The following is a 24,952-nucleotide window of genomic DNA, read 5'->3' on the forward strand; positions in this document are numbered from 1 at the left end:
GTGCTCTACCGTATTGCTGAGGTCCTCGACGGACGCCGGTCCCAGTTCGCCGACGAAATCGCCGCCTCCGAGGGGGTCTCGACTGCCGTCGCGGCCGCCCAGGTGGACGAGGCCATCGACCTGTGGGTTTGGTACGCCGGCTGGGCCGACAAATACGTCCAGGTGGCAGGGAACGCCAACCCCGTCTCCGGCCCGTACTTCAACCTGTCCACCCCCGAACCCACCGGCGTCGTCGCGGTCATCGCCCCGCAGGGACCCGGCTCGCTGCTGGGGTTTGTCCGCGCCGTGGCGCCGATACTGGTCAGCGGCAACACAGTGGTGGTGCTCGGCAACGAGCGCGCTCCGCTGGCCGCACTGAGCCTCGGGGAAGTCCTCGCCACCTCAGACGTCCCCGCCGGCGTGGTGAATATCCTCAGCGGCTCCCCGGCCGAGATTGCACCATGGTTGGCCTCCCACGCCGACGTTAACGCGCTGGACCTCCTCGGCGCCGAGCACCTGGACTGGGTTGACCTGCAGATCGCCGCAGCTGAAACGCTGAAGCGGGTGCTGCCGCCCGAGACGGGCCCAGACGCCGGAGCCCCCTCAATCGACAGGATCACCTTCTTCACCGAAACAAAGACCGTCTGGCACACCAAGGGCCTGATCTAACCCTCCCACCGCGCAAAAAAGTGGCGGACCCGCAGGGGAGTGGTTACTCAACCACTGGTCTGCGGGTCCGCCACTTTTTTATGGGCGGAAGCCGGGTATGTGGGCCGCTAGGCCTTCCGGTCGCCAGCCGCCAGGGTGGGGCCGGTGTCGGAGCGCCCGAGGATGCCCTGCGGGATCCAGTACGCCAGGAAGAACAGGACCAGGCATACGGCGAACGCCCACACGTTGCCCTGGACGAAGAAGGTCAGCGAGAAGATCGATCCGAGGAACAGCGCCATCATGATGATGAACGTGATGAGGTTACTGGCCAGATGGCCCTCGCCTGAGTGGGTGGGCTGTTTGCTCTGAGCAGTCCGCTCTGAAGCCGTGGTGTGTGACATGGTGTCTCCTGGAAGATTTACTCAACGATACTTACTCAACCATAGCTGGCAGCGCGGCCCTCTGGCGTAGCGGCGGTCAGACGGGCCCCCGGTAGCCCCGCTTCACCACAGTTGATACCAGTCGCCGATCCGGCAGGGCCCGAAATACCACCATGGGTGCGGGCGTCGGCTTGTGAATCGGATTCTTGGTGAGACCGCCGCGGGTCGGGTGGGCCTAGAGTCCCAGAGACTCCTCGACGTCGCGCAGGACGGCGTCCAGCCGTGCGCGGGCGGTAGCCTTGGCGTCGTCGAGCTCGGCGGCCGACTCCACCGGTTCCACCACCTCGAGATAGCACTTCAGCTTCGGCTCCGTGCCGCTCGGCCGGATGATCACACGGGTGTCGTCCCTGGTCAGGTACAGCAGTCCGTCGGTCGGGGGGAGCCCGGCGTGGCCGAGGATGAGGTCCTCAACGACGTCGACGGCTGAGTCAGCGAAGGACTGCGGCGGGTTCTCCCGCAGCCGGTTCATCATTGCGTCAAGCAGCCCCAGGCTGCCCACCCTTACCGACAGCTGGTCGCCAGCGTGCAGCCCGTGCAGCAGTGACAAATCGTCGAGAAGGTCAAACAGGGTGCGTCCCTCGGCCTTGGTGGCGGCGGCGAGCTCGGCCATGAGCAGCGCTGCCGAAATCCCGTCCTTGTCCCTGACAAGATCGGGGGCCACACAGTAGCCAAGGGCCTCTTCATAGCCGTACGTCAGCGAAGGAACCCGTGAAATCCATTTGAATCCGGTAAGGGTCTCGGTGTGGGTGATGCCAGCGGTGGCGGCAATCCGGGCCAACAGCCGGGAGGAAACGATCGAGTTGGCGAAGACCGTCTCCGTGGCGTTCGATCCGGCGTCGTGTGCCCGCCGCCCGGCGAGGTGCTGGCCCAGCAGGGCGCCCGTCTCGTCTCCGCGGAGCATGCGCCATTCGCCGGTGGCGGGATCCTTGGCCGCCACCGCAACCCTGTCAGCGTCAGGGTCGTTGGCCAACACCACATCGGCATCGTGAGCCTCGGCAGCTGCCAGGGCGAGGTCAAGGGCACCTGGTTCTTCGGGATTCGGGAAGTCCACAGTCGGGAACTCGGGGTCAGGCTCGGCCTGCTCGGGGACAACATGGACTGTCTCAAAGCCGGCAGCTGACAGAACCTCCTGGGCTGTCCTGCCCCCCACCCCGTGCAGGGGGGTCAGAACGATCGAGAGGTCGCGCTCCGGAAACCGCTCGCGGTCGGCCAGGGCGATCACCGAGGTCACATAGTCCTTGGCGATACTCTCAGGCAGCACGTTCCATCCCTCGGGTGCGAGGACAATGCTCTCGAGCTGTCCCACTGCGGCGATTCGGGCAGCAATCTCGGCGTCCTGGGGGGCAACGATCTGGGCGCCCCGTCCGGCGTCGTCGACGGCGCGGCCACCGAGGTAAACCTTGTACCCGTTGTCCTGGGGCGGATTGTGGCTGGCAGTGACCATCACCCCGACCTCGCATTCCAGGGCACGGACGGCATAGGCGAGGACCGGTGTCGGCAGCTCGGTGGGCATCAGGAAGGTCTGGATTCCGGCAGCAGTGAAGACCGCTGCTGTCTCTTCAGCGAAGATCCGGGAGTTGTAGCGGGCATCGAAGCCTACGACGGCGCGCGGCACATAGGCGGCGTCGGCGACGCCGAGCACGTGGGCCGCCACACCGGCGGCCGCCCGACGCACCACTACCCGGTTCATCCGGTTGGGGCCGGCGCCGAGGGCAGCGCGGAGGCCTGCGGTACCGAAGAGCAGAGGCCCGCTGAAACTGTCCTGTAGTTCCTGGGCCGCGGCGGTGCGGGTGTCGGGGTCGGCGAACCGCCCAAGCAGCGCCCCCAGCTCCGCGGCGGTCTGCGGGTCGGGATCCTCCGCCGCCCAGGCCCGTGCAGTCGCGAGGAGTGAATCGTGGTCGGCGTGCGTCATGACTTCTACTTACCTTCGGTCAGGTTCTAAAGCCGGCTGATGATGTCAGCCAGCAGGCGTGAGATGCGGGGCCCGGCGGCCGCTCCGGATTCGATGACTTCGGCGTGGCTCAGCGGTGATTCACTGATGCCTGCCGCGAGGTTGGTGACGAGGGAAATCCCGAAGACCTCCATGCCGGCGTGTCGTGCGGCAATGGCCTCCAGCGCTGTTGACATTCCCACCAGATCAGCGCCGATGGTTCTGGCGTACCTGACCTCGGCAGGGGTCTCGTAGTGGGGGCCGGTGAACTGCGCGTACACGCCGTCATCGAGCGATGGGTCGACCTCCCGGGCGAGATCGCGGATCCGCTGGGAGTAGAGGTCGGTGAGGTCAACGAAAGTGGCACCTTCGAGCGGCGAGGTGGCGGTGAGGTTGAGATGGTCGCTGATGAGTACTGGTGTGCCGGGAGCCCAATTTTGACGGAGCCCGCCGCACCCGTTGGTCAGCACCACTACCTTCGCCCCCGCCGCGGCAGCCGTGCGGACACCGTGAACCACAGCCCTGACTCCCTTGCCCTCGTAGTAGTGGGTGCGGGAGCCGACCACCAGGGCTCGCTTGCCCGACGTCGTCAGCACCGAGCGCACGGTTCCTGCGTGGCCCTCGACGGCTGGGGCTGAAAACCCGGGAATGTCGGAGGCCTGAAGCGTGTGGGTGGTCTCACCGATGAGGTCGGCTGCTTCGCCCCACCCGGAGCCCAGTACCAGGGCAATGTCATGGCTTTTGACGCCGGTCTGAACGGCGATATGCTCGGCTGCAGCGCTGGCCAGGGCGAAAGGGTCTGTCGGCGTCGTTGACGTGGGGTTCTCGATCACTGGTCAAACTTACCCTCAGTTCCGGGCCTGCGGCCACCGGAGAGCGCCGGAGTGCGGGGAGGGTGACCGTTTGAGCGCGCGGCATGGATAGGACAGAATAGACAGTTGTGACGAGCCAACTTGATTTCAGTGCCCTTCGAATCGCTATCCTGGGCGGCGGGCCCGGCGGGTATGAGGCGGCAATGGTCGCGGCCTCGCTCGGCGCCAGTGTCACCATCGTTGAACGTCACGGGCTCGGCGGAGCGGCAGTGCTCACCGACGTCGTGCCCTCCAAGACCCTCATCGCCACCGCCGACATCATGGCCCGCGTCGCGTCGGCGCACGAGCTGGGTGTGCGATTCGAGAACGCCGAGGCGGCCTACGCAGATCTTGGCCAGGTCAACGCACGCCTCCTTCGCCTGGCCGGTGAGCAGTCTGCCGACATTGCCCGGGCGCTGGAGCGGGTGGGAGTGCAGATCCTGATCGGCGAGGGAAAACTGCTGGACAATCACCGCCTTGAGGTCACCACCGACGGCGGAACAACAGTGGTCGAGGCGGACGCCATCCTCCTTGCTGTCGGCGCTCACCCCCGGGAACTGCCCACAGCCCAGCCCGACGGTGAACGCATCTTCAACTGGACCCAGATCTATACCCTCACCGAGGTGCCCGAGCACCTCATCGTCGTGGGTTCCGGTGTCACGGGCGCCGAATTCGCTTCAGCGTATGACGGGCTTGGATCGAAGGTCACCCTGATCTCCAGCCGCGACCGGGTGTTGCCTGGCGAGGACGCCGACGCCGCCGAAGTGCTTGAGAATGTCTTCAGGAACCGCGGCATGACAGTGCTCTCCGAGTGTCGGGCCCAGGGTGTTGAGCGGGTCGGCGACGGCGTCGTCGTCACCCTCTCCGACGGCCGGACCGTTGAGGGTAGCCACTGCCTTATCGCCGTGGGGTCCATTCCGAATACCGCTGGGATTGGACTCGAGGACGCGGGAGTCCAGATCACCGAGTCGGGCCACATCAAGGTCGACGGCGTGTCGCGCACCTCAGCCCCTAACGTGTACGCCGCGGGGGACTGCACCGGTGTCCTGGCGCTCGCATCGGTGGCGGCAATGCAGGGCAGGATCGCGATGGCTCACCTGATGGGCGACAGCGTCACTCCGCTGAAGCTCAAGCAGGTCGCCTCCAACATTTTCACTGCCCCCGAGATTGCCACTGTGGGAGTCTCCGAGGCCGATGTCGAATCCGGCCGCTACCAGGGCGACGTCGTCAAGCTCTCGCTGCACACCAATGCGCGGGCCAAAATGATGAACGTGACCGACGGGTTTGTTAAGATCATTTCCCGCAAGGGGTCGGGAACGGTGATCGGTGGCGTTGTTGTTGGTCCGCGTGCCTCCGAGCTGATTTTCCCGCTGGCACTGGCCGTGACCAAGAAGCTTCATGTGGACGACGTGGCCAACACCTTTACCGTCTACCCGTCGTTGACCGGCTCCATTTCCGAGGCTGCACGGCGTCTGCACGTCCGTCTCTGAGGCTGCACTAGACCTCCCGCAAAGATCAGGGTGTCCACATACTGGACAATTTTATCCACCTATTGGACCTTGCTGGTCTGATGGATGCATTCAGCCACCTGATCGCGGTGCCCGTTTGGCTACCGTAGTGAGAGAAAGCCGCAGACATGTCAACAACCCCGTCCACAGTGGATGCCGGTGCTATCAAGCCGAAGAACCCCAAGGGCCGCGTCATCTTCGCCAGCCTTATCGGCACCACCATCGAGTTCTACGACTTCTACATTTACGCTACGGCGTCTGTCCTGGTCTTCCCGGCGCTCTTTTTCCCGGATGCCACCCCAGCCAATGCGCTCCTGAGCTCCTTCGCCGTCTTCGGCGTCGCCTTCGTGGCCCGGCCGCTCGGGTCAATCATCTTTGGCCACTACGGGGACAAGATTGGTCGCAAGGGGACACTGGTCGCCTCGCTGCTCACCATGGGTATTGCGACGTTCCTTATTGGCGTGCTGCCGACCGCCCAGGTGGACGGCTGGATCATCCTTGCCCCGGCGCTGCTGGTGCTGCTGCGTTTCTTCCAGGGCCTCGCACTGGGTGGTGAATGGAGCGGCGCCGCTCTGCTCGCCACCGAGAACGCTCCGAAGAACAAGCGGGCCGTCTACGGCACGTTCCCGCAGTTGGGCGCGCCGATCGGCTTTATCCTCGCGAACCTCCTGTTTGTCTTCCTCAACGCCACCCTCAGCGACGAGGAGTTCCTGGCGTGGGGCTGGCGGGTGCCGTTCCTGCTGAGCGCGGTCCTGGTGATTGTTGGACTGTACGTCCGGCTCAAGCTCATTGAGAGCCATTCATTCCAGCAGGTAAAGGACAAGGGCAAGGTTGTGAAACTGCCCCTCGCCAGCGTCTTCAAGCACCAGTGGCGCGCCCTTCTCCTCGGCACGTTCATCATGTTTGCCACCTACGTGCTGTTCTACCTCATGACCGCATTCACCCTGACCTTCGGGACCACCCCGGCGTCGGTCGAGGACGCACGAACTGCCGCCGAGGCCGCAGGCCGTGGCTTTGACGACGCAGCCGCCGAAGCTTTTGTCCCGGGACTCGGGATTGCGCGCGGTGACTTCCTGGTCATGCTCATCATCGGCGTGGTGTTCTTCGGAATCTTCACCCTCGTTTCGGGTCCGCTGGCAGAGAAGTTCGGCCGCCGGAAGATGCTGATGGCCACCACCATCGGGATCGCGCTGTTCGGCTTCACCTGGGTCCCGCTATTCGGTGCGGGCACCACCGGGGCAATGGCACTGCTGATCATCGGTTTTATCCTGATGGGCCTCACCTTCGGTCCCATGGCGGCTATCCTGCCCGAGTTGTTCCCGGCCAACGTGAGGTATACCGGGTCGGCTGTTGCCTACAACATGTCAAGCGTGATTGGTGCCGCACCGGCATCCTTCGTTGCCATAGCACTCTGGCAGTTGGCCGACGGCAGCACGTTCCTGGTGGGCATGTATCTGAGCGCTGCGGCAGTCGCGACGTTCATTGCCCTCTGGCTTAGCAGGGAAACCCGCGACCATGACTACGACAACAACGTGGCCTGACATCTCCTAGCCCTCACGACGGCGCGGCACTCACGGGTGCGGCGCCGTCGTCGTCGGTGGGCAGTTCGATGCTGGGTGAAGGTACCCACGTAGAATCGGTCGGGACATCAATCCAGCGGAGGCGGCATGAGTACCCAATCACTGGCTGACGGACGATACCTCCTCGGTAGTGTTGTCGGTGCCGGAGGGATGGCAGAGGTGTATAGCGCGCGGGACACCAGGCTCGGCAGGAATGTAGCTGTGAAGCTGTTCCGGCCGGGAGCCGCCGACGGCGTGTCCCGCGGATCTGACGAGGCACGACTGCTGGCTGGCCTGCACCATCCTGGTCTGGTGCGGGTGCTGGATATGGACTCGTCAAGCACATCGTCGGGACCCACCTATTTGGTGATGGAACTGATCGATGGCCCCGATCTCGGCGCGGTACTGATGGGCGGGGCCCTGGTTCCCGAATCGGTGCGGCTGGCAGGCTGGGACGTGGCACGCACCCTGGCGTATATCCATCAGCTGGGTATCCTGCATCGTGATATCAAGCCATCCAATATCCTGACGCGGAGCGCCGAGCCTGGCAGCGGCGTCTTTGGCTATCTGTTGACTGACTTTGGCATCGCGCGCTTCTCCGACGCCGCGCGTCAGACGGCTACCGGGCAGACCATCGGCACTGCCGCCTATCTCAGCCCTGAACAGGCCCGCGGTGGCACCATCGGCACTCCCACTGATATTTACTCTCTGGGGCTGGTCCTGCTGGAGAGTCTCACTGGCACTCGCGCCTACCCGGGAACCAGTCTTGAAGCCGCTGTGGCAAGGCTGCACCGACCGCCGGAAATTCCTGGTGCGCTCGGGCCAGAATGGCAGTCCCTGCTGTCGCGGATGACGGCCGATCATTCAGACGATCGGCCAACCGCCGGTGCAGTCGCCGCCGAATTTGCCCAGTGGAAGACCTCTGAGCCGCGCGCCAAAGTGGTGGGGGTCGACGAGCCTGCCGCTCAGCGATTCCAGCTCTCCCTGCCTGAAGCGCCGGCCCGCCAGCCGGCGAGGACCACAGTGATGGCGACCGGCCCAACGACTGCTGAAGTTCATTCACTGGGCGTTCCCCGCCCGGCAAGGACCCGGCCGGCGGCTACTCACCGGGTGCCCGCTCATGAGGAGGCTCCGGGATCCCGGATTTCTGGCTCAACAGGGTCGGTGCCTTCTGGTGCAACCCGCCGGATAGTCCGACGTCGTCAGTGGCTGGTTGGTGTGTTGGCTGCTGTCGCAGTGCTCATCCTGGGTGTCGCGGTAGTTGTGGCGCTTAACCTGAGCGGACAGGAAACCGTCGAGGAGCTACCTGAGGTGCCCGGCACCACCGGTGAGCTGCTGCAGGAACTCTATGAGAGGGTGCAACCATGAGCCGTCGGGGACCGCACTGGGCAGCTGCCGCTTCCCTCGGCGCCGTGCTGCTGCTCGCAGGCTGCGGCGCTCCCGAGCTTGAGCCGGAAGCGGCTGAGGGCTTCCAGGCCTCTGTGCGTGAGATTGCTACAGCCGCGGCGGCCGGAGACCAGGCCGGCGCAACCCAGCTGGCAACCGAGCTCAGCCAGTCCGTCGCCGTGGCGCAAGGCCAGGGCACAGTCACCTCCGACCGCGCAGCGCAGATCCAGTCGACTATCGATGAGCTGCTCCTTGCCATAGCGGCCGAACTGGGCCAGCCCAGCCCCGGGACGCCCGTCCCCGAACCCACCACCGAGGTGCCCGCCGAGGCGCCCTCGCCCGAGCCGCCAGCGCCCGAGCCGCCAGCCGAGGTGCCCGCCGAAACCACTACTCCGCCCACTGAACCGTCAGATGACCGCGGCGCCGGTGATGAAAAAAATGATGACGACGATGAAAACGCGCAACGGGACGTTGAACGAGAGCTAGAAAAGGCTCAGCGGGACGCTGAACGGGAGCTCGAGAAACAGCAGCGTGAGCAGGAGAAACTCAAGCAGGAGCAGCGTGAAGACGGCGAGAACAACTGATAGCTGGCACCCATGTCCAGCCACCCGAGGAGGTCGCCTCAAGGCCTGATGGTCAGGAGCGCTGAGGGCTAGTCGGAAATCGCAGCGATGACCGCGCCGGCGGCTACCGTGTCACCGGGGGAGGCGCTCAACCCGGACAGGATGCCCGATTTGTGGGCGGTCAGCGGCTGTTCCATCTTCATGGCTTCGAGAACCACTATCAGGTCCCCTTCGGCGACGAGGGCGCCGTCGGAGACTGCCACCTTCACAATGGTCCCCTGCATGGGGGAGGTGAGGTCGTCGCCGCCAGCAGTTGCTGCTGAATCGCCGCGGGCGCGCAGAGCTTTCTTGGGCTTTCCCCCTTGCGTCTGCCTGCTGGTCCCTCCGAGGCCTGCGGGCAGGATAACCTCCAGGCGTTTGCCGCCCACCTCGACGGTGATGCGCTGGCGGGCGGCGTCGTCGTCTGACGCTGACTCGGGGGTGTCCCCGGTGGTGAACGCCGCGATGGTGTTGACGAATTCGGTCTCGATCCAGCGGGTGTGGACGGAGAAGACACCCTCCGTCGGGGCAAAGGCGGGATCGACGACGACTGCGGCATGGAAGGGCAGCACAGTCGGCATCCCGGTGATGCGCATTTCCGCGAGGGCCCGCCGCGCGCGTTGGAGGGCCTGCGTGCGGGTGGCGCCGGTGACAATGAGCTTGGCAAGCATTGAGTCGAAGTTCCCCCCGATCACCTCACCGGCTTCGATGCCCGAATCGACACGGATTCCGGGACCGGTGGGAAGTACCAGGGTCTGGACGGTACCGGGGGCTGGCATGAAGTTGCGGCCCGCGTCCTCGCCGTTGATGCGGAACTCGAAGGCGTGCCCGCGCACCTCGGGATCGCCATAACCGAGGGCTTCACCCCTGGCAAGGCGGAACTGTTCCCTGACCAGGTCGATACCGGTGACTTCCTCGGAGACTGGGTGCTCCACCTGGAGCCGGGTGTTGACCTCGAGGAACGAGATGGTGCCGTCCTGACCGACCAGGAATTCACACGTTCCGGCACCCTGGTAGCCGGCCTCGCGCAGAATAGCCTTGGAGGCCTCGTAGAGCCGCAGGTTCTGGTCGTCGCTGAGGAACGGTGCGGGTGCCTCTTCGACGAGCTTCTGGTTGCGGCGCTGCAGGGAGCAGTCGCGGGTGGAGACAACAACTACGTTCCCGTGACCGTCGGCGAGGCACTGGGTTTCCACATGGCGGGGGGCGTCGAGGAACCGTTCAACGAAGCATTCGCCCCGCCCGAATGCTGCCGTGGCCTCGCGGACCGCTGATTCGTAGGCTTCGGGGATGTCGGCTGCGTCCCGGACCACCTTGATGCCGCGGCCGCCGCCACCGAATGCCGCCTTGATCGCGAGGGGGAGCCCAAACTCATCCGCAAAGTCCTGGACTTCGCTAACCGACCCAACGGGATCCTTGGTGCCCGGAACCAATGGAGCGCCTACCTTCTCGGCGATGTGGCGGGCCCTGACCTTGTCGCCAAGGCGGGAGATTGCGTCGGGGGAGGGGCCAATCCAGGTGATTCCCGCGTCGATCACCTTTCTGGCGAACTCGGCGTTTTCGGAGAGGAAGCCGTAGCCGGGGTGAATGGCATCGGCGCCGCTGCGCTGAGCCGCTTCAAGGATGCGGTCCATCACCAGGTAGGAGTCGGCAGCCGTGCTGCCCCCAAGGCCATAGGCTTCGTCGGCGAGGCGGACGTGCAGGGCATCCCGGTCAGGGTCGGCATAGACGGCCACCGAGGTCAGGCCTTCGTCGCGGGCCGCGCGGATGATGCGCACGGCAATTTCACCGCGGTTCGCGATCAGGACCTTGGAAACGGTATGTACTGCAGCGGAAAAGGACTCGCTCATGGTGTGGTCTGGCTCCTTCGTATCTGTTCGGAGCCTAGCGCCAATTTGTTGTCTATGCCCTTAATCCATGCGGATAGCGCGTGTGGCGGGTCACTTCTTTGTAGGGAAGCTACAAAGGTTCCCAGACTTGCGCGGCTAGGCCCAGAAGTCCATTACCGTCAGATTCGCCGATCCGAGCAACCCGCGGAGCGTTGACACGCTCAGCCCGATGACCGCGTGCGGATCGCCGTCGACCCGGGTGATGAACGCCCCGCCCAGACCATCGATGGTGAACGATCCGGCAACCCGCAGCGGCTCGCCGGTAGCCACATAGGCATCAATCTCGTCGTCGGTCAGCTGGGCGAAGTGCACCGAGGCGGAGGCGACGGCGCCCACGGTGGCCCCCGACCCGCCGTCGGACGCGTCCCGAGTATCCACAAGCCAGTGCCCGGTGTGCAGGACGCCAAAGGAGCCGCTCATCCGTCTGATCCGGGCGCGGGCGATCTCCGGCTCCCACGGCTTGCCGTGCGCCTCGCCGTCGAACTCGAAGACCGAATCGCAGCCGATCACCACCGCGCCCTCGGATCCGTCCACCGACGCGACTGACTCAGCCTTGGCCCGGGCCAACAGGAGCGAGGTGTCCAAGGCGTCGAGCGGCCCGTACTGGGCGGTGACGGCGTCCTCGTCCACATCCGAGACGAGCACCGAGTGGTGGATACCGGCGTCGGTGAGGACCTTGGTGCGGGCGGGGGAAGCGGAGGCGAGGATCAGGCGGGAGGTCATGTCCTTAGCCTAAACACTGCGGCGCCGGTCAGCACCAGTTCCGGTGGTCAACCTGGACATTCGGGCCGGGATTTCCCTACCCAGATGTCCAGGTTGCCCCAGATTCTGTCCGTGAAGCCCTAGCCCACCAAGGCCCGGCGCAGCGTATCCAGCCCGACCGACCCGAGGTTCAGGGACCGGGTGTGGAAGCTGCGCAGGTTAAACGCTGTGCCTTCGCTTTCCTTGACCTCGTCGCGGATCTGTTCCCACAGCCGCTGGCCGATCTTGTAGGACGGTGCCTGTCCGGGCCAGCCGAGGTACCTGTTGAACTCGAAGTCCAATGACCCCTCGCTGATTGCGATGTTCCGCTTCAAAAACTCGTAGCCCTTGTCGGGAGTCCAGGTGCCGGTGCCCCAGCGCGCTGGGATCTCAAGCTCCAGATGGACCCCGATGTCGAAAACCACCCTCGCCGCGCGCATCCGTTGCGCGTCGAGCATGCCCAGCCGTTCCCCCGGGTGGGTGAGGTAGCCCAGTTCCTGCATCAACCGCTCGGCGTACAGTGCCCAGCCCTCGCCGTGGCCCGAGACCCACACTGCATTCCTGCGCCAGTTGTTGAGGAGCCCACGCTGCATGGTTGCGGTGGCGATCTGGAGGTGATGGCCGGGAACTCCCTCATGGTAAACCGTAGTGGTTTCCTTCCACGTGGTGAAGGAGTCCTCGCCCTCCGGTACCGACCACCACATGCGGCCCGGCCGGGAAAAGTCGTCGCTGGGCCCCGTGTAATAGATGACGCCCTCATGGGTCGGCGCAATCTTGCACTCAATGGTGCGCATGATGTCGGGGATATCAAAGTGCACCCCGGCCAGCTCGGCGACAGCCTTATCGGAAAGCTGCTGCATCCATGACTGCAACGCGTCTGCGCCGTGCAGCTGCAGGTCAGGAGACTCGTCCAGGATCTTCATGGCCTCCTCGATGGAAGCGCCCGGCGTGATCTCGTTGGCAACCGCCTCCTGCTCGGCGATCACCCGGTCCAGCTCCTCGACGCCCCACTGATAGGTTTCCTCGAGATCGACGGCGGCGCCCAGAAACCTGCGTGACATCAGGGCGTAATGCTCCCGGCCCACAGCATCCTTCGACGGCGCTGCAGGGAGTAGCTCCTCCTGCAGGAAGGCGCCGAGCCGCTGATACGCGGAGCGGGCCTTGGCCGACCCGGCAACAAGGTCCTGGCGCACCCGGTCCGGCAGGTCGCCGTCGTCAATGGACGCGTTCGAGACGAAGTCGTCAAAGAAACCGCCATCCTCGGCGTACTTGGTGGTCTGGTCGATCACAATCCGGATCTGGCGTTCGGCAGCGACCAGGCCACGGTCCTTGCCGGCCCGGAGGGAGACGATGTACCCGGCGAGGGCATCCGGGATGTTGTGGAGGCGACCGGCGATGTGGGCCCACTGGTCGGCGCTGTCGGTGGGCATCAGGTCGAAGATCATCCTGATTTCCTGCGCCGGTGAGGCGAGGTTGTTCAGGTCGGCGAGGTTCATTCCGGTGTCGTGGATTTCAAGTTCAAGCCCGAGGCGCTCCTGCATGGCGTCGAGGGTGACCCGGTCGACGTCGTCGGCTGGTTCCAGATCGGTCAGCCGGCCGAGCGTCTCCCTGGTGGCCTCGGCCCAGGCCTCCAGGCCGGCAGGGGAGTAGTCACGGTACTCGGTTTCGTGGCCCGGAAAGCCCAGTTCGGTGGCGAAGCCTGGATCGAGCTGCAACAGCGTCTCGGTGTAGGCCTCGGCGACGGCGTCGATAGCAGTCTTCGCCCGGGTGGGAAGCTGCACTGTCGGATGAGTGTCTGTGGCGGGGGTCTCATTATTCACAGGACGAGCCTAACCGGTTTGGCGCCGCCAGTGGTTGCTTTGAGCCACATTAATTGACTGTAATCGGATTGTGCTCCGGGCGGCGTCCCACAGGTCCGGCAGGGGAACTACATTGGGAGTTGTGGCATCCGCACCTATCGTCGTGGAGGAGGAAGTCCGTGGCCGAACCCCTCAGGATCGCCGGAACAGCATGGATGGCTGCGGCTGCCTTGACGTTGGGAGCCTGTGGATTAGCGTCCCCGGAACTGCTCAGTGCCGGGAACGTCGAACGGGCCGTGGAACAGGTAGATGACCACCCGGAGGCGGCGGCAAGCCTGCTGGACTCGTCATTCCGCCTCGGCGCGATCATGCTCGCGGGCGCCGACCCAGACGAGAACGCTGTCACGAGCCCGGTCAGCGCCATCTACGCGCTCTCGATGCTGCGCGCTGGTGCGGCGACCACGACGGCGGCCGAAATGGACGAGGTGCTCGGCCTTCCGCCGGAGCATCGTGACGAAGCGATGAACGCGCTGCTCGCCGTGTGGCAGGAGCACGACGGCGACCCCGGGTCGGTCGACGAGGACGAGCCGCCCGAAACTCCCTTGCTGCACCTGGCGGACGGGATGTTTGTCGATCGGGGTCTTCCAGTGGGCGAGGGCTTTCTGGACACCCTGGCGTCCCAGTATGGCTCGGGCGTGTATCTGGTGGACTACAGCGACAGTTCAACCGCTCGGGCCATCAACTCCTGGATCAGCGAGCACACCGGCGGGCGGATCACTGAGGCGCCGGTTGAGTACGATCCCGACACCGTTCTGAGCCTGATCAACACTGTGTACTTCGCCGCAGCGTGGGAAACGCCATTTGATCCGCTCGACACCGCCCCGGATGCGTTCCATCTCGCCGATGGAGGAACGATCCAGACCGACCTGATGCGCCACATGACAGTAGCCAACTACGCGTCGGGCGCTGGCTGGTCCGCCATGGATCTGCCGTACAACGACGGATTCCACATGCGATTGATCCTCCCGGACGAGGGGGAATCGCCGGTGATGAACGCTGACCAGCTGGCCGACGTCCGGGTGGGAATGGAGAGCGGAACATCAGTCAACGTCGGGCTGGTGCTGCCGAAATGGGATCACCAGTATTACCAGGACCTGCGCCCTCTACTCACAGCGATGGGGCTGACTGAAACGATGGGGCTGGCACCCGACTTTAGCCCAATCAGCGACAACCTCTTCGTCTCGGGAGTGGCTCAGGACGCCAACATTACCGTGGCCGAAAAGGGCACTGTCGCTGCCGCAGTCACGCAAATTACGATGGGCGAATCGGGGGCGGCGACGCCCGACGTCGAACTCGTCTTTGACCGGCCGTTCCAGTACCAGATCATCCATGACGAGACCGGAATGCCCCTCTTCATCGGAACGATGATGGATCCCCGCTGACCGCGGCTAGCGGCCGCTACGCCGCCATGACCCTGGGCCGGGCTGCGGCGCGAGGCGCAGCAGGTTCCGGCGCGACCAGGTGCGCTGCGTCGTCGTCGTCTCAGGTTCCGGCGAGTCCATCGAGAGCGCGACGACGACGGCGGTCAGCGCCGCCAGCTCCTCGGCCGTCGGGGTGCCGCGAATCACCCGCACCATTGGCTCATCCGGGATCGTCTCTGGGGCGTCGTCGTTCGGTGAGTCCTGGGCGGACCGGACGTCGGTGACGGTCACAGCGGGATGTTCCCGTGCTTCTTGGCAGGATTGGAGGCCCGCTTGTCGCGGAGGGCCCGCAGTCCGCGCACAATCTGTTGACGGGTGTCCGACGGTGCGATCACTGCATCTACGTAGCCGAGTTGCGCCGCCTGATACGGATTAAGGAGTTCTTCCTCGTACTGGGTGATGACATCGGCGCGGGCCGCGTCGACGTCGCCCCCGGCGTCGGCCACTGACTTCAGGTGCCCGCGGTACAGGATGTTCACCGCACCCTGCGCGCCCATGACGCCGATCTGCGCCGTCGGCCACGCCAGGTTGAGGTCAGCCCCGAGCTTTTTGGAGCCCATCACTATGTACGCGCCGCCGTAGGCTTTCCGGGTGATGACTGTGAGCTTCGGGACCGTCGCCTCGGCGTAGGCGTAGAGCAATTTGGCGCCGCGGCGGATGATGCCGTTGAACTCCTGGTCCTTGCCGGGCAGGAAGCCGGGCACGTCCACGAGGGTCAGGATCGGGATGTTAAAGGCGTCGCAATTGCGGACAAAGCGGGCTGCCTTCTCTGAAGCGGCGATATCAAGGGTCCCAGCGAACTGCAGTGGCTGGTTGGCGACGATGCCGATCGTGTGTCCCTCCACCCGGGCGTACCCGATCATCACGTTCGGTGCGTATAGGGACTGCATCTCGAGGAAGTGGCCGTCGTCGACAATTGTCGAGACCACTGCGCGCATGTCATATGGCTGGTTCGCGGAGTCCGGGATCAGGAGGTCAAGCTCCTCGTCCTCGGCGGTGAGCTCCAGTTGCTCGACGAACTCGGTCAGCGGTGCCTCGGCCAGGTTGTTGGAGGGGAGGAAGTCCAGCAATTCGCGGACGAAGTCGATGGCATCGCGCTCGCCCGCAGCGAGGTAGGCTGACGTTCCGGTCGTTGAGTTGTGCTGTCGGGCGCCGCCAAGGGTTTCCATGTCGACGTCCTCCCCGGTGACGGTCTTGATCACGTCCGGGCCGGTGATGAACATGTGGGAGGTCTTGTCCACCATCACCACATAGTCGGTCAGGGCGGGGGAGTACGCTGCACCACCGGCGCAGGGCCCCATGATCAGGGAAATCTGCGGGATGACCCCCGAGGCGTGGACGTTGTTCCTGAAGATGTCGGCGAACATCGCCAGCGAGGAGACACCCTCCTGGATGCGGGCGCCGCCGCCGTCGTTGATCCCGACCAACGGGCAGCCGTTCCGGAGCGCGAACTCCTGCACCTTGACGATCTTCTCGCCGTTGACCTGGCTCAGCGACCCGCCGTAGACGGAGAAGTCCTGGCTGTAAACGGCGATCTGGCGACCCTCAACGGTCGCGTAGCCCGAGACGACGCCGTCGCCCAGCGGTTTCTTCGCCTCCATGCCGAAGGCCGTCGAGCGATGGACGGCCAGGGCGTCGAACTCGACGAAAGACCCGGGATCCACCAGCAAATCGATGCGCTCGCGGGCTGTGTTTTTCCCGCGGGCATGCTGCTTCGCCACCGATTCAGGGCCGGACGGCTGCTGTGCAAGGCCCTCGCGGCGGCGGAAATCAGCGAGCTTCCCTGCCGTGGTGGTGAGGTCGATTGTCTGATCCTGCTCGACCAAAGGTACTGAGCCAGTCTGCATTGAGTCTCCGGGTTGGCGATGAACGGGCCGTTGCCGGGTTTAAGTAGGTTCCCCACAAGAAGCCCGGCGTTTCACCTAGTCTAGTGAGGGTTAGGGCCACCACCGCTGTAGGACTCCTACAATTTCCTGTCACCAGAGTTGGCCCTCGAAGGCATGTTACTCGTGGGTAACAATTAGGTTCCAGGCACCCCAGGGCCACTATTCTTACTTCATGACCGCCAGCAACGAAGCCCCACGTCAGCTCAGCCACGCCACCCTCGCGGGGCGCACCATCCTGATGTCGGGCGGTAGCCGCGGGATCGGTCTAGCGATCGCACTGCGAGCCGCCCGCGACGGCGCGAACATCGCGTTGATGGCCAAAACGGGTGAGCCACACCCCAGGCTCGACGGCACGGTGTTCACCGCTGCCCAACAGATTCGCGACGCCGGTGGGAAGGCGCTGCCGATTGTCGGGGATGTCAGGAATGACGACGACGTCGCCGCAGCGGTCGCCGCAGCGACTGCCGAGTTCGGCGGGATCGACGTCGTCGTGAATAACGCATCAGCCATTGACCTTTCCCCTACCCGGGACGTCAGCATGAAACGCTACGACCTGATGGCCGACATCAATGTCAGGGGCACGTTCCTGTTGAGCAAGCTCTCGCTGGATGCCCTGCTGGCCTCTGATAACCCGCACATCCTGACCCTGTCCCCGCCGCTGAACCTCGAGCCGCGCTGGGCCGGGATCCATCTCGCCTACACGATGGCCAAATACGGCATGAGCCTGACCACTCTCGGTCTGGCCGAGGAATTCCGTGCCGAGGGAATCGCTGTCAACTCCCTGTGGCCGCAGACCCTGATCGACACTGCGGCGATCCGCAACCTACCCGGTGGCGAGCAGATCGTGCGGGGAGCTCGCAGCGCTGAGATTGTCGCCGACGCCGCCCATGCCATCCTGGTACGACAGTCCCGGACCTGCACCGGTAACTTCTTCACCGACGAAGGGGTGCTGCGTGAGGAGGGCGTCACCGACTTCACCGCGTACAGCTGCGGAGCCGCAGAGGACCAGCTGGTCCCCGATATCTTCCTTTAGCCGGACCAGCCCTGACTCCGACAACCCTGACGCCGACAACCCTGACGCCGGAGCGCCAGTGCCATTGTCGAGTTCCACTCCTGTCGCCTGATGGTTACGTCACCCTAGTGATAAGGGCGTTCTTCAAGGTGCATGCATCGCAGGCATTGCATGCATTTGTGGATCACCAGCTGCATGCAATGCCTGCAGTGCAGGCATCTTTTGGAAGGTGTACCTATCCCCGCCGCGGCCGCACATCCCCGGTCAAAGCCACGCTGGGTAAGATCAATTCATGACTTCCCGCTATTCCAGCCTTGAACGCCCCGGATTGGATGAAGCGGCGCTTCGGGACGCCCTCTGCGCTCCCAAAGGACCCTATGGTCGGCTCGACGTTGTTGCTGAGACCGGATCGACCAATACTGACCTCGCGAATCATGCCGCGACCCGTGCCCGGGAATGGCCGGACCTCAGTGTCCTCACCGCCGAACAGCAGAGCGCTGGACGCGGCAGGCTGGATCGTACCTGGATTGCGCCCGAGAGATCGTCGCTGATCGTGAGCATCCTGCTTCGGCCCCACAACCAGCAGGGCAGGCCGCTGCCCACGCAAAGCTACTCGTGGCTCTCCCTCCTCGCTGCGCTCGCCTTGGCTGAAAGCATCGAGGATCGAACCCAGATCAGTCCCCAGCTCAAGTGGCCCAACGACGTCCTTGTCGACGGTCGGAAGCTCGCCGGAGTGCTGGCGCAGCTGGTGCCAGGTCCACGCGGTGGGCCCGCCGCCGTCGTCGTCGGGGTGGGGGCGAACGTGAGCCTGACCGATCAGGAACTCCCGGTCCCCACCGCCACGAGCCTGCTCCTGGAATACTCAACCACCACTGACCGCAACGTGTTGCTGCGTGCCTTTTTGCGCCGGTTCGCCGACCATTACGCAGCCTTCCGGGCCGTCGACGGTGACGCGCGCCGCGAGTGGGCGGATGGCACCACCCTCGCGCAGCGGGTCAGCGACCGGATGGTCACCCTCGGCCAGGACGTGAGGGTGGAGTTGCCCGGGGGAGTCGAGGTGCTCGGCCGGGCCCTCGGCCTCGATCCCAACGGTGCGCTCCTGGTCCGCGATGACGACGACGAACGGCACACGGTCACGGCGGGCGACGTCGTGCACCTGCGGCCGGCGCCCTGACGTGGACGGCTGAGAAGCTGTGAAAATGAAGCTTGCGCCGGGAGAACACGTCATTGTGCGGACCCGGCCCCACCCACGGTCGCTGCTGATGCCGTTCATCGGGGCGCTGGTGGTGCTCGCGTCGTCGGGATTCGGGTTAGGCCTGCTGAGCAGGGCCGGCCTGCCGCCTGCGATGCTCGAATGGGTGCCGCTCGCAGTGATTCTGGTCTGTGCCCTCGCCCTGCTGATCCTGCTGCGCATTTTTGTCAGGCCGGTGATGAGATGGTGGGGGATGCGGTACATCCTGACCAGTCGGCGGTTCATCAGGCGCCAGGGATTGTCGACCAGGCGTGAGCAGGAGGTTGCCCTCGCCAGCATCTACCAGCTCGATACCAGCCAGACCTTGCTGCAGCGATCCACCGGCAGCGGAAACCTGGCGGTGGACCTGGGCCGGGACCGGGTGGTGGTCTACCCGGATGTGCCGCAGGTGCATACCTTCAAGGAGTTCATGGTCGAAGCCATCGGGGAACTCCCACTGACAGTGATGTTTGATGGTGTAGACATGGAAGCTGACCCTCTGCACCACCTTGAGGACTGACGATGATTGATGAGAGACCACGGACGGGAAAAGAGCCAATGACTGTTGACGACCAGCCCGGTGGCGGCCGGGATGAGCCGGCGCCTGGTCCGGACCTGGAATCGGTGGGGGAGGTCTCGCCGTCAGAGTCGATGCCTGACGATGTTGGGGTGCCGCAGATCGAGCTGAGTCGCGAAATGATCCGAAACCTGGAGATAGAGTTGCTCGGCGCCGAGCGGACCCTTCGTCGGCGCGATGTTGCGGCTGGCGCCGGTGTGTCGCTCCTGTCGGCCCGCAAGCTGTGGCGGGCCATGGGCTTCCCGAACATCTCGGATGAGGATGTTGCCTTCACCGCGAAGGACCAGGACGCGTTGGTCACCCTCATTGAGCTTGTCCGCAGTGAGAAGGTATCCGAGAACGCAGCCATCTCCGTTACGCGTGCGATCGGTCAGATGACCGACCGGATGGTGGTCTGGCAGATCGAAGCGCTGGTTGAGGAGATGGCAGCACAACGCGAAATCCCTGATGCCGTCGCACGGAAGGCTCTGATCGCCGAACTGCCTGCCCTCATTGAACCCCTGGAAAAGACACTGGTTTATGCCTGGCGCCGGCAGTTGAACGCAGCAGTGCAGCGGCTCGCACTCCGCGCAGAATCCGGGCTCCAGGCCAGTGCCGAGGGCCGGGTGGGCGACGAGGACGATGCCCCGCTGCCTCTGGCCCGCGCCGTCGGCTTCGCCGACCTGGTGTCCTACACGAGCCTGTCCCGGCAAATGAACGAGCGCACCCTCGCCCACCTGGTGCAGCGCTTCGAGAATGTCTGCGCCGAGATCATCTCGGTGGGAGGAGGCAGGCTGGTGAAGACCATCGGAGATGAAGTGCTTTACATCGCCGAATCGCCCGAGGCCGGTGCCGAAATTTCACTGGCGTTGGCCAAGGCCTTCACCGAGGACCATCTGCTCCCATCGGCACGCGTCTCGATGGTGTGGGGGCGGATCCTCTCCCGGCTGGGGGACATCTATGGGCCAACGGTGAACCTCGCGTCGCGCCTGACGTCCCTGGCCGAACCGGGCACGGTCCTGATTGACGCCTCAACCGCAGCAACCCTGCGCGACAACGAACATTTTGTGCTGATCCCGCAGAAGGCGCGAACCATCAGGGGGTTCGGCGAAGTCCACCCGGTGACGCTGGCTCGCGGCACCGGTACCGGCCTGATCCTCGACTAGGGTCCTGCCCGTTCGAGCCGGGAACAGGACGATGACCGCCGAGGCGATGCCGCCAAGCGAGGGTCAGCTAGGGTATCCAAGTAACTGCGTGACACATCCCATTGACGGCAGCTAGATGGCAGGGCGTATATGACAACCGACAAGACACCGGCTCCTGGCCTCGACCTCACGGTGAGCTGCGGGTACGCGTCGGATGTCGGCCTGCGCCGCGAACATAATGAGGATTCGCTGGTCGCTGCTGATCCCCTCTTCGCGGTAGCTGATGGCATGGGCGGCCATGAGGCCGGTGAGGTTGCCAGTAGTATCTGCATCCGCACTCTGACAGACAGTCGGGTGGCAGGGCGGTCGCTCCCCGAGATGGACCCCGAAGAACTGCAGGAACTCCTGGTCACTGCTGATGAGTTGATCAGGGCGGAGACCGGCGGTCGCGCAGGCACCACTCTCAGCGGAACCATTTTGGTGCAGGAGGGTGGAGCCCCCTACTGGCTGGTTTTCAACGTGGGTGATTCCCGCACCTACCGCCTTAGCCAAGGCGGGTTGGTGCAGATTACGATTGACCACTCAGAAGTCCAGGAACTCGTTGATTACGGCCGCATTACCCCTGAGGAAGCTCTGACCCACCCCCGCCGGCATGTGGTGACGCGCGCGCTAGGTACCGGTAGCGACATTGACGCCGACTTCTGGCTGATCCCTGCCGTCGTGGATGATCGTATCCTGATCTGCTCCGACGGTTTGATCAACGAGGTCGGAGATGAACAAATTTTCAATCTCGTCACCTCGTTCGCCCATCCTCAAGACGCCACGGATGCCCTCGTGCAGGCAGCGCTTCGGGCCGGCGGCAGAGACAACATTTCGGTGATTGTGGTTGATATCAGCGGGGGATCGCTGCGGGTTGCAACAGATACCAGAGAATTCGAGTAATGACGTGTCCCTAACCGCCAGCCGAAAACCCGAGGTCCTTGAAGTAGGGAGGGCCGGCGCTATCGGTGATCTTCAATGGGCGGACATGTCGGACATCCGCACCGAAGTAACTGATTTGCCGATGCCGAAGACTTAGCGTCTGGTAAGCAGTCGGTCCCGCGGTAACCATGGGTACACCGTCACGGGGTTCGTTCTGAACGAGGCCGACGACGTCGGGCTCCCCGATGGATCGGCTGTTCTGTTCCAGACACGCGGTGTCGGCTTCGCCGGATTGCCCTGGGACCCTGCTGCTTACCAATTCGATGTCCTCCGCCTCACCGAGCCTCCGGCCGTCCACGCTCACACACCCATGGCCCCTGGTGAAGTATCTTCGCGTCGGGGCCTAGCCGTGCGGTAGCGCGCATCAGGCGAGGGACTGAGGCAAGATAGGACTGTGGACAGAACTTCGGATAAAACCAGCATCGAGCTTACCGCCGACCAGACGCCGGTCGATTCCCTCCGGGAGGAATACGACACCCTGGCGGAGGAGGTGCGCCGGCATCGGTTCGCCTACTACAACGAGAACGCGCCCACCATCTCGGACGCGGACTTTGACGAGCTGTTCCGCCGGTTGGAGAAGATCGAGGCCCTGCATCCCGAGCTGGTCGCCAACGATTCGCCCACCCAGGAAGTGGGCGGCGACGCCTCCTCGGCGTTCGCCGCTGTAGACCACCTGCAGCGCATGTACAGCCTCGAGGACGTCTTCTCGCTGGATGAGCTGGACGTCTGGATCAGCAGGGCCGCCGCGAGCGTCGAATCCGTGAGGCCGGGCAGCACCATCAAATGGTTGACCGAGTTAAAGATCGACGGGTTGGCCGTCAACCTGCTGTACCGCAGCGGTGAACTGGTGCGGGCCGCTACCCGCGGCGACGGCGCCACCGGTGAGGACATCACCCACAACGTCCTCACCATCAAGTCGATCCCCAGGACCCTCGCCGGGACGGGCCACCCCGCCGAGATGGAGGTGCGCGGCGAGGTGTTTTTCCCGTCGGCCGCGTTTGCCCAGCTCAACGAGCGGATGGTCGCCGCTGGCAAGGCGCCGTTCGCCAACCCCCGTAATGCGGCTGCGGGATCCCTCCGCCAGAAGGACCCGGCGTTGACGGCCCAGCGCCCCCTGGACATGTACGTGCACGGTATCGGGGTCCGCGAAGGCCTCGCAGCGCCGAGTCAGTCGGAAACCTACGGTCTGTTGAAGGAGTGGGGCCTTCCCACGTCGCCGTACTACAAGGTGCTCGACGACGCCCAGGCGGTCGTTGAGTTCATCGGGCACTACGGCATACACCGGCATGACCTGTTCCACGAGATCGACGGCATTGTCGTCAAGGTGGACAACTTCGGCCTGCAGCGGGCACTGGGCCACACGTCCCGGGTGCCCCGCTGGTCGGTGGCCTTCAAATACCCGCCGGAAGAGGTCAACACCCGGCTGCTGGATATTCGGGTGAACGTGGGCCGCACCGGGCGCGTCACCCCGTTTGGGATGATGGAGCCGGTCAAGGTTGCCGGTTCCACAGTCGAAATGGCCACCCTTCACAACCAGGATGTGGTGAAGGCCAAGGGAGTCCTGATCGGCGACATGGTGGTGCTCCGCAAGGCCGGTGACGTGATCCCGGAAATTGTTGGCCCAGTCGTCGCGCTGCGCGATGGCAGCGAGCGCGAATTCGTGATGCCTATCGAGTGCCCCTCCTGCGGGACAACCCTGGCTCCGGCGAAGGAGGGCGACGTCGATATTCGCTGCCCCAATGCCAAATCGTGCCCCTCACAGCTCCGCGAACGGGTCTTCCACCTGGCCGGTCGTGGTGGGTTCGACATCGAGGCTCTGGGGTGGGAGGCGGCGATCGCGCTCACCCAACCCGCCGAACCGGACGAGCCGCCGCTGACCTCCGAAGCACAGCTGTTTGACCTCACTCCCGAGGCGCTCGCTGACGTGCGGATCCTCCGCGACAAGCGGCTCAAGGGCGAGGTGCTCGGCAAGGAACTGGTGCCCTATTTCTACACCAAGGGCACCGCCAAGAAGCCGTCGGAGCCCAGCGCCAACACCCGTCGCCTGTTCACCGAACTGGAGAAGGCCAAGCAGCAGCCACTCTGGCGCGTGCTGGTGGCGCTCTCGGTCAGGCATGTCGGACCCACCGCCTCACGTGCCCTGGCCACCGCGTTCGGGTCGATGGAACGAATCTGCGCAGCGTCCGAGGAGGAGCTCGCCAACGTCGACGGCGTTGGCCCCACCATCGCTGCCGCCCTCACCGAATGGTTCGCCGAGGACTGGCACCGGGAAATCATCGATGCGTGGGCTGCCGCAGGTGTGCGGATGGAGGACGACGTCGACACCTCCATGCCGCGAACGCTCGAGGGGGTGACCGTCGTCGTCACCGGTTCGCTGGAATGGTACAGCCGGGATGAAGCGAAGGAGGCCATCATCCAGCGGGGCGGCAAGGCCTCCGGCTCAGTCTCGAAGAACACGCACTATGTAGTGGCCGGGGAGAACGCGGGTACCAAGTTGGATAAGGCTGAGGCGCTGGGGCTGACCGTACTGGACGAGGACGGCTTCACCAGGCTTCTTGAGGAGGGTCCGGCGTGAGTGTGTCGGCGTCGGAGCTGCTGCACCTGGCGAAGCAGGCGGCCTCCGCGGGTGCGGACGTGTTGGCGCGGCGCAGCGTCGAAGCGCTCGGGGCGCAGAACAAGAGTTCGGGAAGCGACTGGGTGACGGCATTTGATCTGGCTGCCGAACGGGCGGTACGGGATGTCATTGCCCACTCCCGCCCTCACGATGTGATCACCGGCGAGGAGCTGGGAACCACTGTTCCTGACCGCGACTCGGGTACGGGGCGGGTGCGGTGGTCCATCGACCCGCTGGACGGCACCACCAACTTCATTCGCAACATCGTCTACTACTGCACCTCGGTGGCGGCGATGGACGCCAACGGTCGATGGTTGGCTGGCGTGGTGCACGCCCCGGCGCTGGACCGGGTGTACTGGGCGGCCCTGGGACAGGGCGCCTGGGTGCGTGATCGCGGTCGGGTGACCCGGCTCCAAGCCCCCGACGTCGGACGAAAGGGCAAGTTGCTTGGCACCGGGTTCAGTTACGACGCCGGTGCCCGGGTCCAGCAGGTGGGGGAGCTGGGTAGCTGATGGACGGCTTCGGCGACGTCCGGCGGCTCGGCTCCGCGGCGCTTGATCTGTGCATGGTCGCCGACGGCACCCTGGACGGTTATGCGGAACGCGGGCTCAACGAGTACGACTGGGCTGCCGGTGCGCTGATCGCTGAGGAGGCGGGTGCCACTGTGCTCCGCCCGGATCTCACCCCGGCGCTCGCCGGAGGGCCGGACGAGGACGA

Annotated in this window: 20 protein-coding genes and 1 pseudogene; 13 read left to right on the top strand and 8 right to left on the bottom strand. The window is 64.7% G+C overall.

What is annotated here, in order from left to right; genetic code table 11:
• The coding region (locus Y703_RS0112865) for an aldehyde dehydrogenase family protein (RefSeq protein WP_026553024.1) at positions 1–648 on the top strand (648 nt) is incomplete at its 5' end.
• A gap of 107 nt (positions 649–755) precedes the next feature.
• On the opposite strand, the gene Y703_RS0112870 is transcribed toward Y703_RS0112865, so the two are convergent.
• The 3 genes from Y703_RS0112870 to Y703_RS0112880 form a co-directional block, all read right to left on the bottom strand.
• On the bottom strand, positions 756–1,028 hold the full coding sequence (locus Y703_RS0112870; protein WP_026553025.1) for a hypothetical protein: 273 nt from the start codon (positions 1,026–1,028) through the stop codon (positions 756–758).
• Positions 1,029–1,242: 214 nt separating this feature from the next.
• Positions 1,243–2,979: a phospho-sugar mutase gene (locus Y703_RS0112875; RefSeq protein ID WP_026553026.1), complete on the bottom strand. Its 1,737-nt coding sequence runs from the start codon at positions 2,977–2,979 to the stop codon at positions 1,243–1,245.
• 26 nt (positions 2,980–3,005) lie between these two features.
• Entirely contained in the window at positions 3,006–3,830 is an 825-nt protein-coding gene (locus tag Y703_RS0112880) for a purine-nucleoside phosphorylase (RefSeq protein WP_026553027.1), read from the bottom strand.
• 107 nt (positions 3,831–3,937) lie between these two features.
• On the opposite strand from Y703_RS0112880, the gene Y703_RS0112885 reads away from it, so the two are divergent.
• The 4 genes from Y703_RS0112885 (at position 3,938) to Y703_RS0112900 (ending at position 8,885) form a co-directional block, all read left to right on the top strand.
• Positions 3,938–5,338, top strand: a complete 1,401-nt coding sequence (locus Y703_RS0112885; protein ID WP_026553028.1) for an NAD(P)H-quinone dehydrogenase — start codon at positions 3,938–3,940, stop codon at positions 5,336–5,338.
• 146 nt (positions 5,339–5,484) lie between these two features.
• Positions 5,485–6,897 carry an MFS transporter gene (locus Y703_RS0112890; RefSeq protein WP_026553029.1) on the top strand — a complete coding sequence of 471 codons (1,413 nt, stop codon included), beginning with the start codon at positions 5,485–5,487 and terminating at the stop codon, positions 6,895–6,897.
• A gap of 126 nt (positions 6,898–7,023) precedes the next feature.
• A complete protein-coding gene (locus Y703_RS0112895; RefSeq protein WP_026553030.1) occupies positions 7,024–8,283 on the top strand; it encodes a serine/threonine-protein kinase in 1,260 nt (419 codons plus the stop codon).
• The gene (locus tag Y703_RS0112900; protein ID WP_026553031.1) at positions 8,280–8,885 is read left to right on the top strand and encodes a hypothetical protein; all 606 of its coding nucleotides are present in this window, start codon (positions 8,280–8,282) and stop codon (positions 8,883–8,885) included. Before Y703_RS0112895 ends, Y703_RS0112900 begins: the two co-directional genes overlap by 4 nt.
• A 68-nt stretch (positions 8,886–8,953) precedes the next feature.
• Here Y703_RS0112900 and Y703_RS0112905 read toward each other — a convergent pair whose 3' ends face one another.
• The 3 genes from Y703_RS0112905 to Y703_RS0112915 form a co-directional block, all read right to left on the bottom strand.
• Complete coding sequence (locus Y703_RS0112905; RefSeq protein WP_026553032.1) at positions 8,954–10,750, bottom strand: acetyl/propionyl/methylcrotonyl-CoA carboxylase subunit alpha; 1,797 nt, start codon at positions 10,748–10,750, stop codon at positions 8,954–8,956.
• Between the two features lie 135 nt (positions 10,751–10,885).
• Positions 10,886–11,512, bottom strand: coding sequence for a Maf family protein (locus Y703_RS0112910; protein WP_026553033.1), 627 nt, complete (start codon positions 11,510–11,512; stop codon positions 10,886–10,888).
• A gap of 119 nt (positions 11,513–11,631) precedes the next feature.
• Positions 11,632–13,311 (bottom strand): DUF885 domain-containing protein, encoded by a 1,680-nt coding sequence (locus tag Y703_RS0112915; RefSeq protein ID WP_026553034.1) that lies wholly within the window; start codon positions 13,309–13,311, stop codon positions 11,632–11,634.
• 197 nt (positions 13,312–13,508) lie between these two features.
• On the opposite strand from Y703_RS0112915, the gene Y703_RS0112920 reads away from it, so the two are divergent.
• The gene (locus Y703_RS0112920; RefSeq protein ID WP_035765108.1) at positions 13,509–14,771 is read left to right on the top strand and encodes a serpin family protein; all 1,263 of its coding nucleotides are present in this window, start codon (positions 13,509–13,511) and stop codon (positions 14,769–14,771) included.
• Between the two features lie 6 nt (positions 14,772–14,777).
• On the opposite strand, the gene Y703_RS19865 is transcribed toward Y703_RS0112920, so the two are convergent.
• Together Y703_RS19865 and Y703_RS0112930 are read right to left on the bottom strand one after the other, a co-directional pair.
• Positions 14,778–15,041 carry an acyl-CoA carboxylase subunit epsilon gene (locus Y703_RS19865; RefSeq protein ID WP_035765109.1) on the bottom strand — a complete coding sequence of 88 codons (264 nt, stop codon included), beginning with the start codon at positions 15,039–15,041 and terminating at the stop codon, positions 14,778–14,780.
• Positions 15,038–16,657 (bottom strand): acyl-CoA carboxylase subunit beta, encoded by a 1,620-nt coding sequence (locus Y703_RS0112930; RefSeq protein ID WP_051427572.1) that lies wholly within the window; start codon positions 16,655–16,657, stop codon positions 15,038–15,040. The genes Y703_RS19865 and Y703_RS0112930 overlap by 4 nt, the downstream gene beginning before the upstream one ends.
• A gap of 211 nt (positions 16,658–16,868) precedes the next feature.
• Here Y703_RS0112930 and Y703_RS0112935 point away from each other — a divergent pair, with 211 nt between their 5' ends.
• From Y703_RS0112935 to Y703_RS19885, 7 genes and pseudogenes are all read left to right on the top strand, one after another.
• Positions 16,869–17,729, top strand: a complete 861-nt coding sequence (locus tag Y703_RS0112935) for an SDR family oxidoreductase (RefSeq protein WP_026553038.1) — start codon at positions 16,869–16,871, stop codon at positions 17,727–17,729.
• Between the two features lie 271 nt (positions 17,730–18,000).
• Positions 18,001–18,882 carry a biotin--[acetyl-CoA-carboxylase] ligase gene (locus Y703_RS0112940; protein WP_026553039.1) on the top strand — a complete coding sequence of 294 codons (882 nt, stop codon included), beginning with the start codon at positions 18,001–18,003 and terminating at the stop codon, positions 18,880–18,882.
• 25 nt (positions 18,883–18,907) lie between these two features.
• Positions 18,908–19,459 (top strand): PH domain-containing protein, encoded by a 552-nt coding sequence (locus tag Y703_RS19870; protein ID WP_051427573.1) that lies wholly within the window; start codon positions 18,908–18,910, stop codon positions 19,457–19,459.
• A 131-nt stretch (positions 19,460–19,590) separates the two neighbouring features.
• The gene (locus Y703_RS0112950) at positions 19,591–20,661 is read left to right on the top strand and encodes an adenylate/guanylate cyclase domain-containing protein (RefSeq protein ID WP_253908044.1); all 1,071 of its coding nucleotides are present in this window, start codon (positions 19,591–19,593) and stop codon (positions 20,659–20,661) included.
• A 129-nt stretch (positions 20,662–20,790) separates the two neighbouring features.
• The gene (locus Y703_RS19875) at positions 20,791–21,582 is read left to right on the top strand and encodes a PP2C family protein-serine/threonine phosphatase (protein ID WP_051427574.1); all 792 of its coding nucleotides are present in this window, start codon (positions 20,791–20,793) and stop codon (positions 21,580–21,582) included.
• 433 nt (positions 21,583–22,015) lie between these two features.
• Entirely contained in the window at positions 22,016–24,196 is a 2,181-nt protein-coding gene (ligA, locus tag Y703_RS19880) for an NAD-dependent DNA ligase LigA (protein ID WP_035765111.1), read from the top strand.
• A pseudogene (locus Y703_RS19885) lies at positions 24,193–24,952 on the top strand (inositol monophosphatase family protein); the annotation flags it as partial. The gene ligA and the pseudogene Y703_RS19885, both read left to right, overlap by 4 nt.

Origin of the sequence: Arthrobacter sp. H20, assembly GCF_000520515.1 — a bacterium.
Classification (GTDB): domain Bacteria; phylum Actinomycetota; class Actinomycetes; order Actinomycetales; family Micrococcaceae; genus Arthrobacter_D.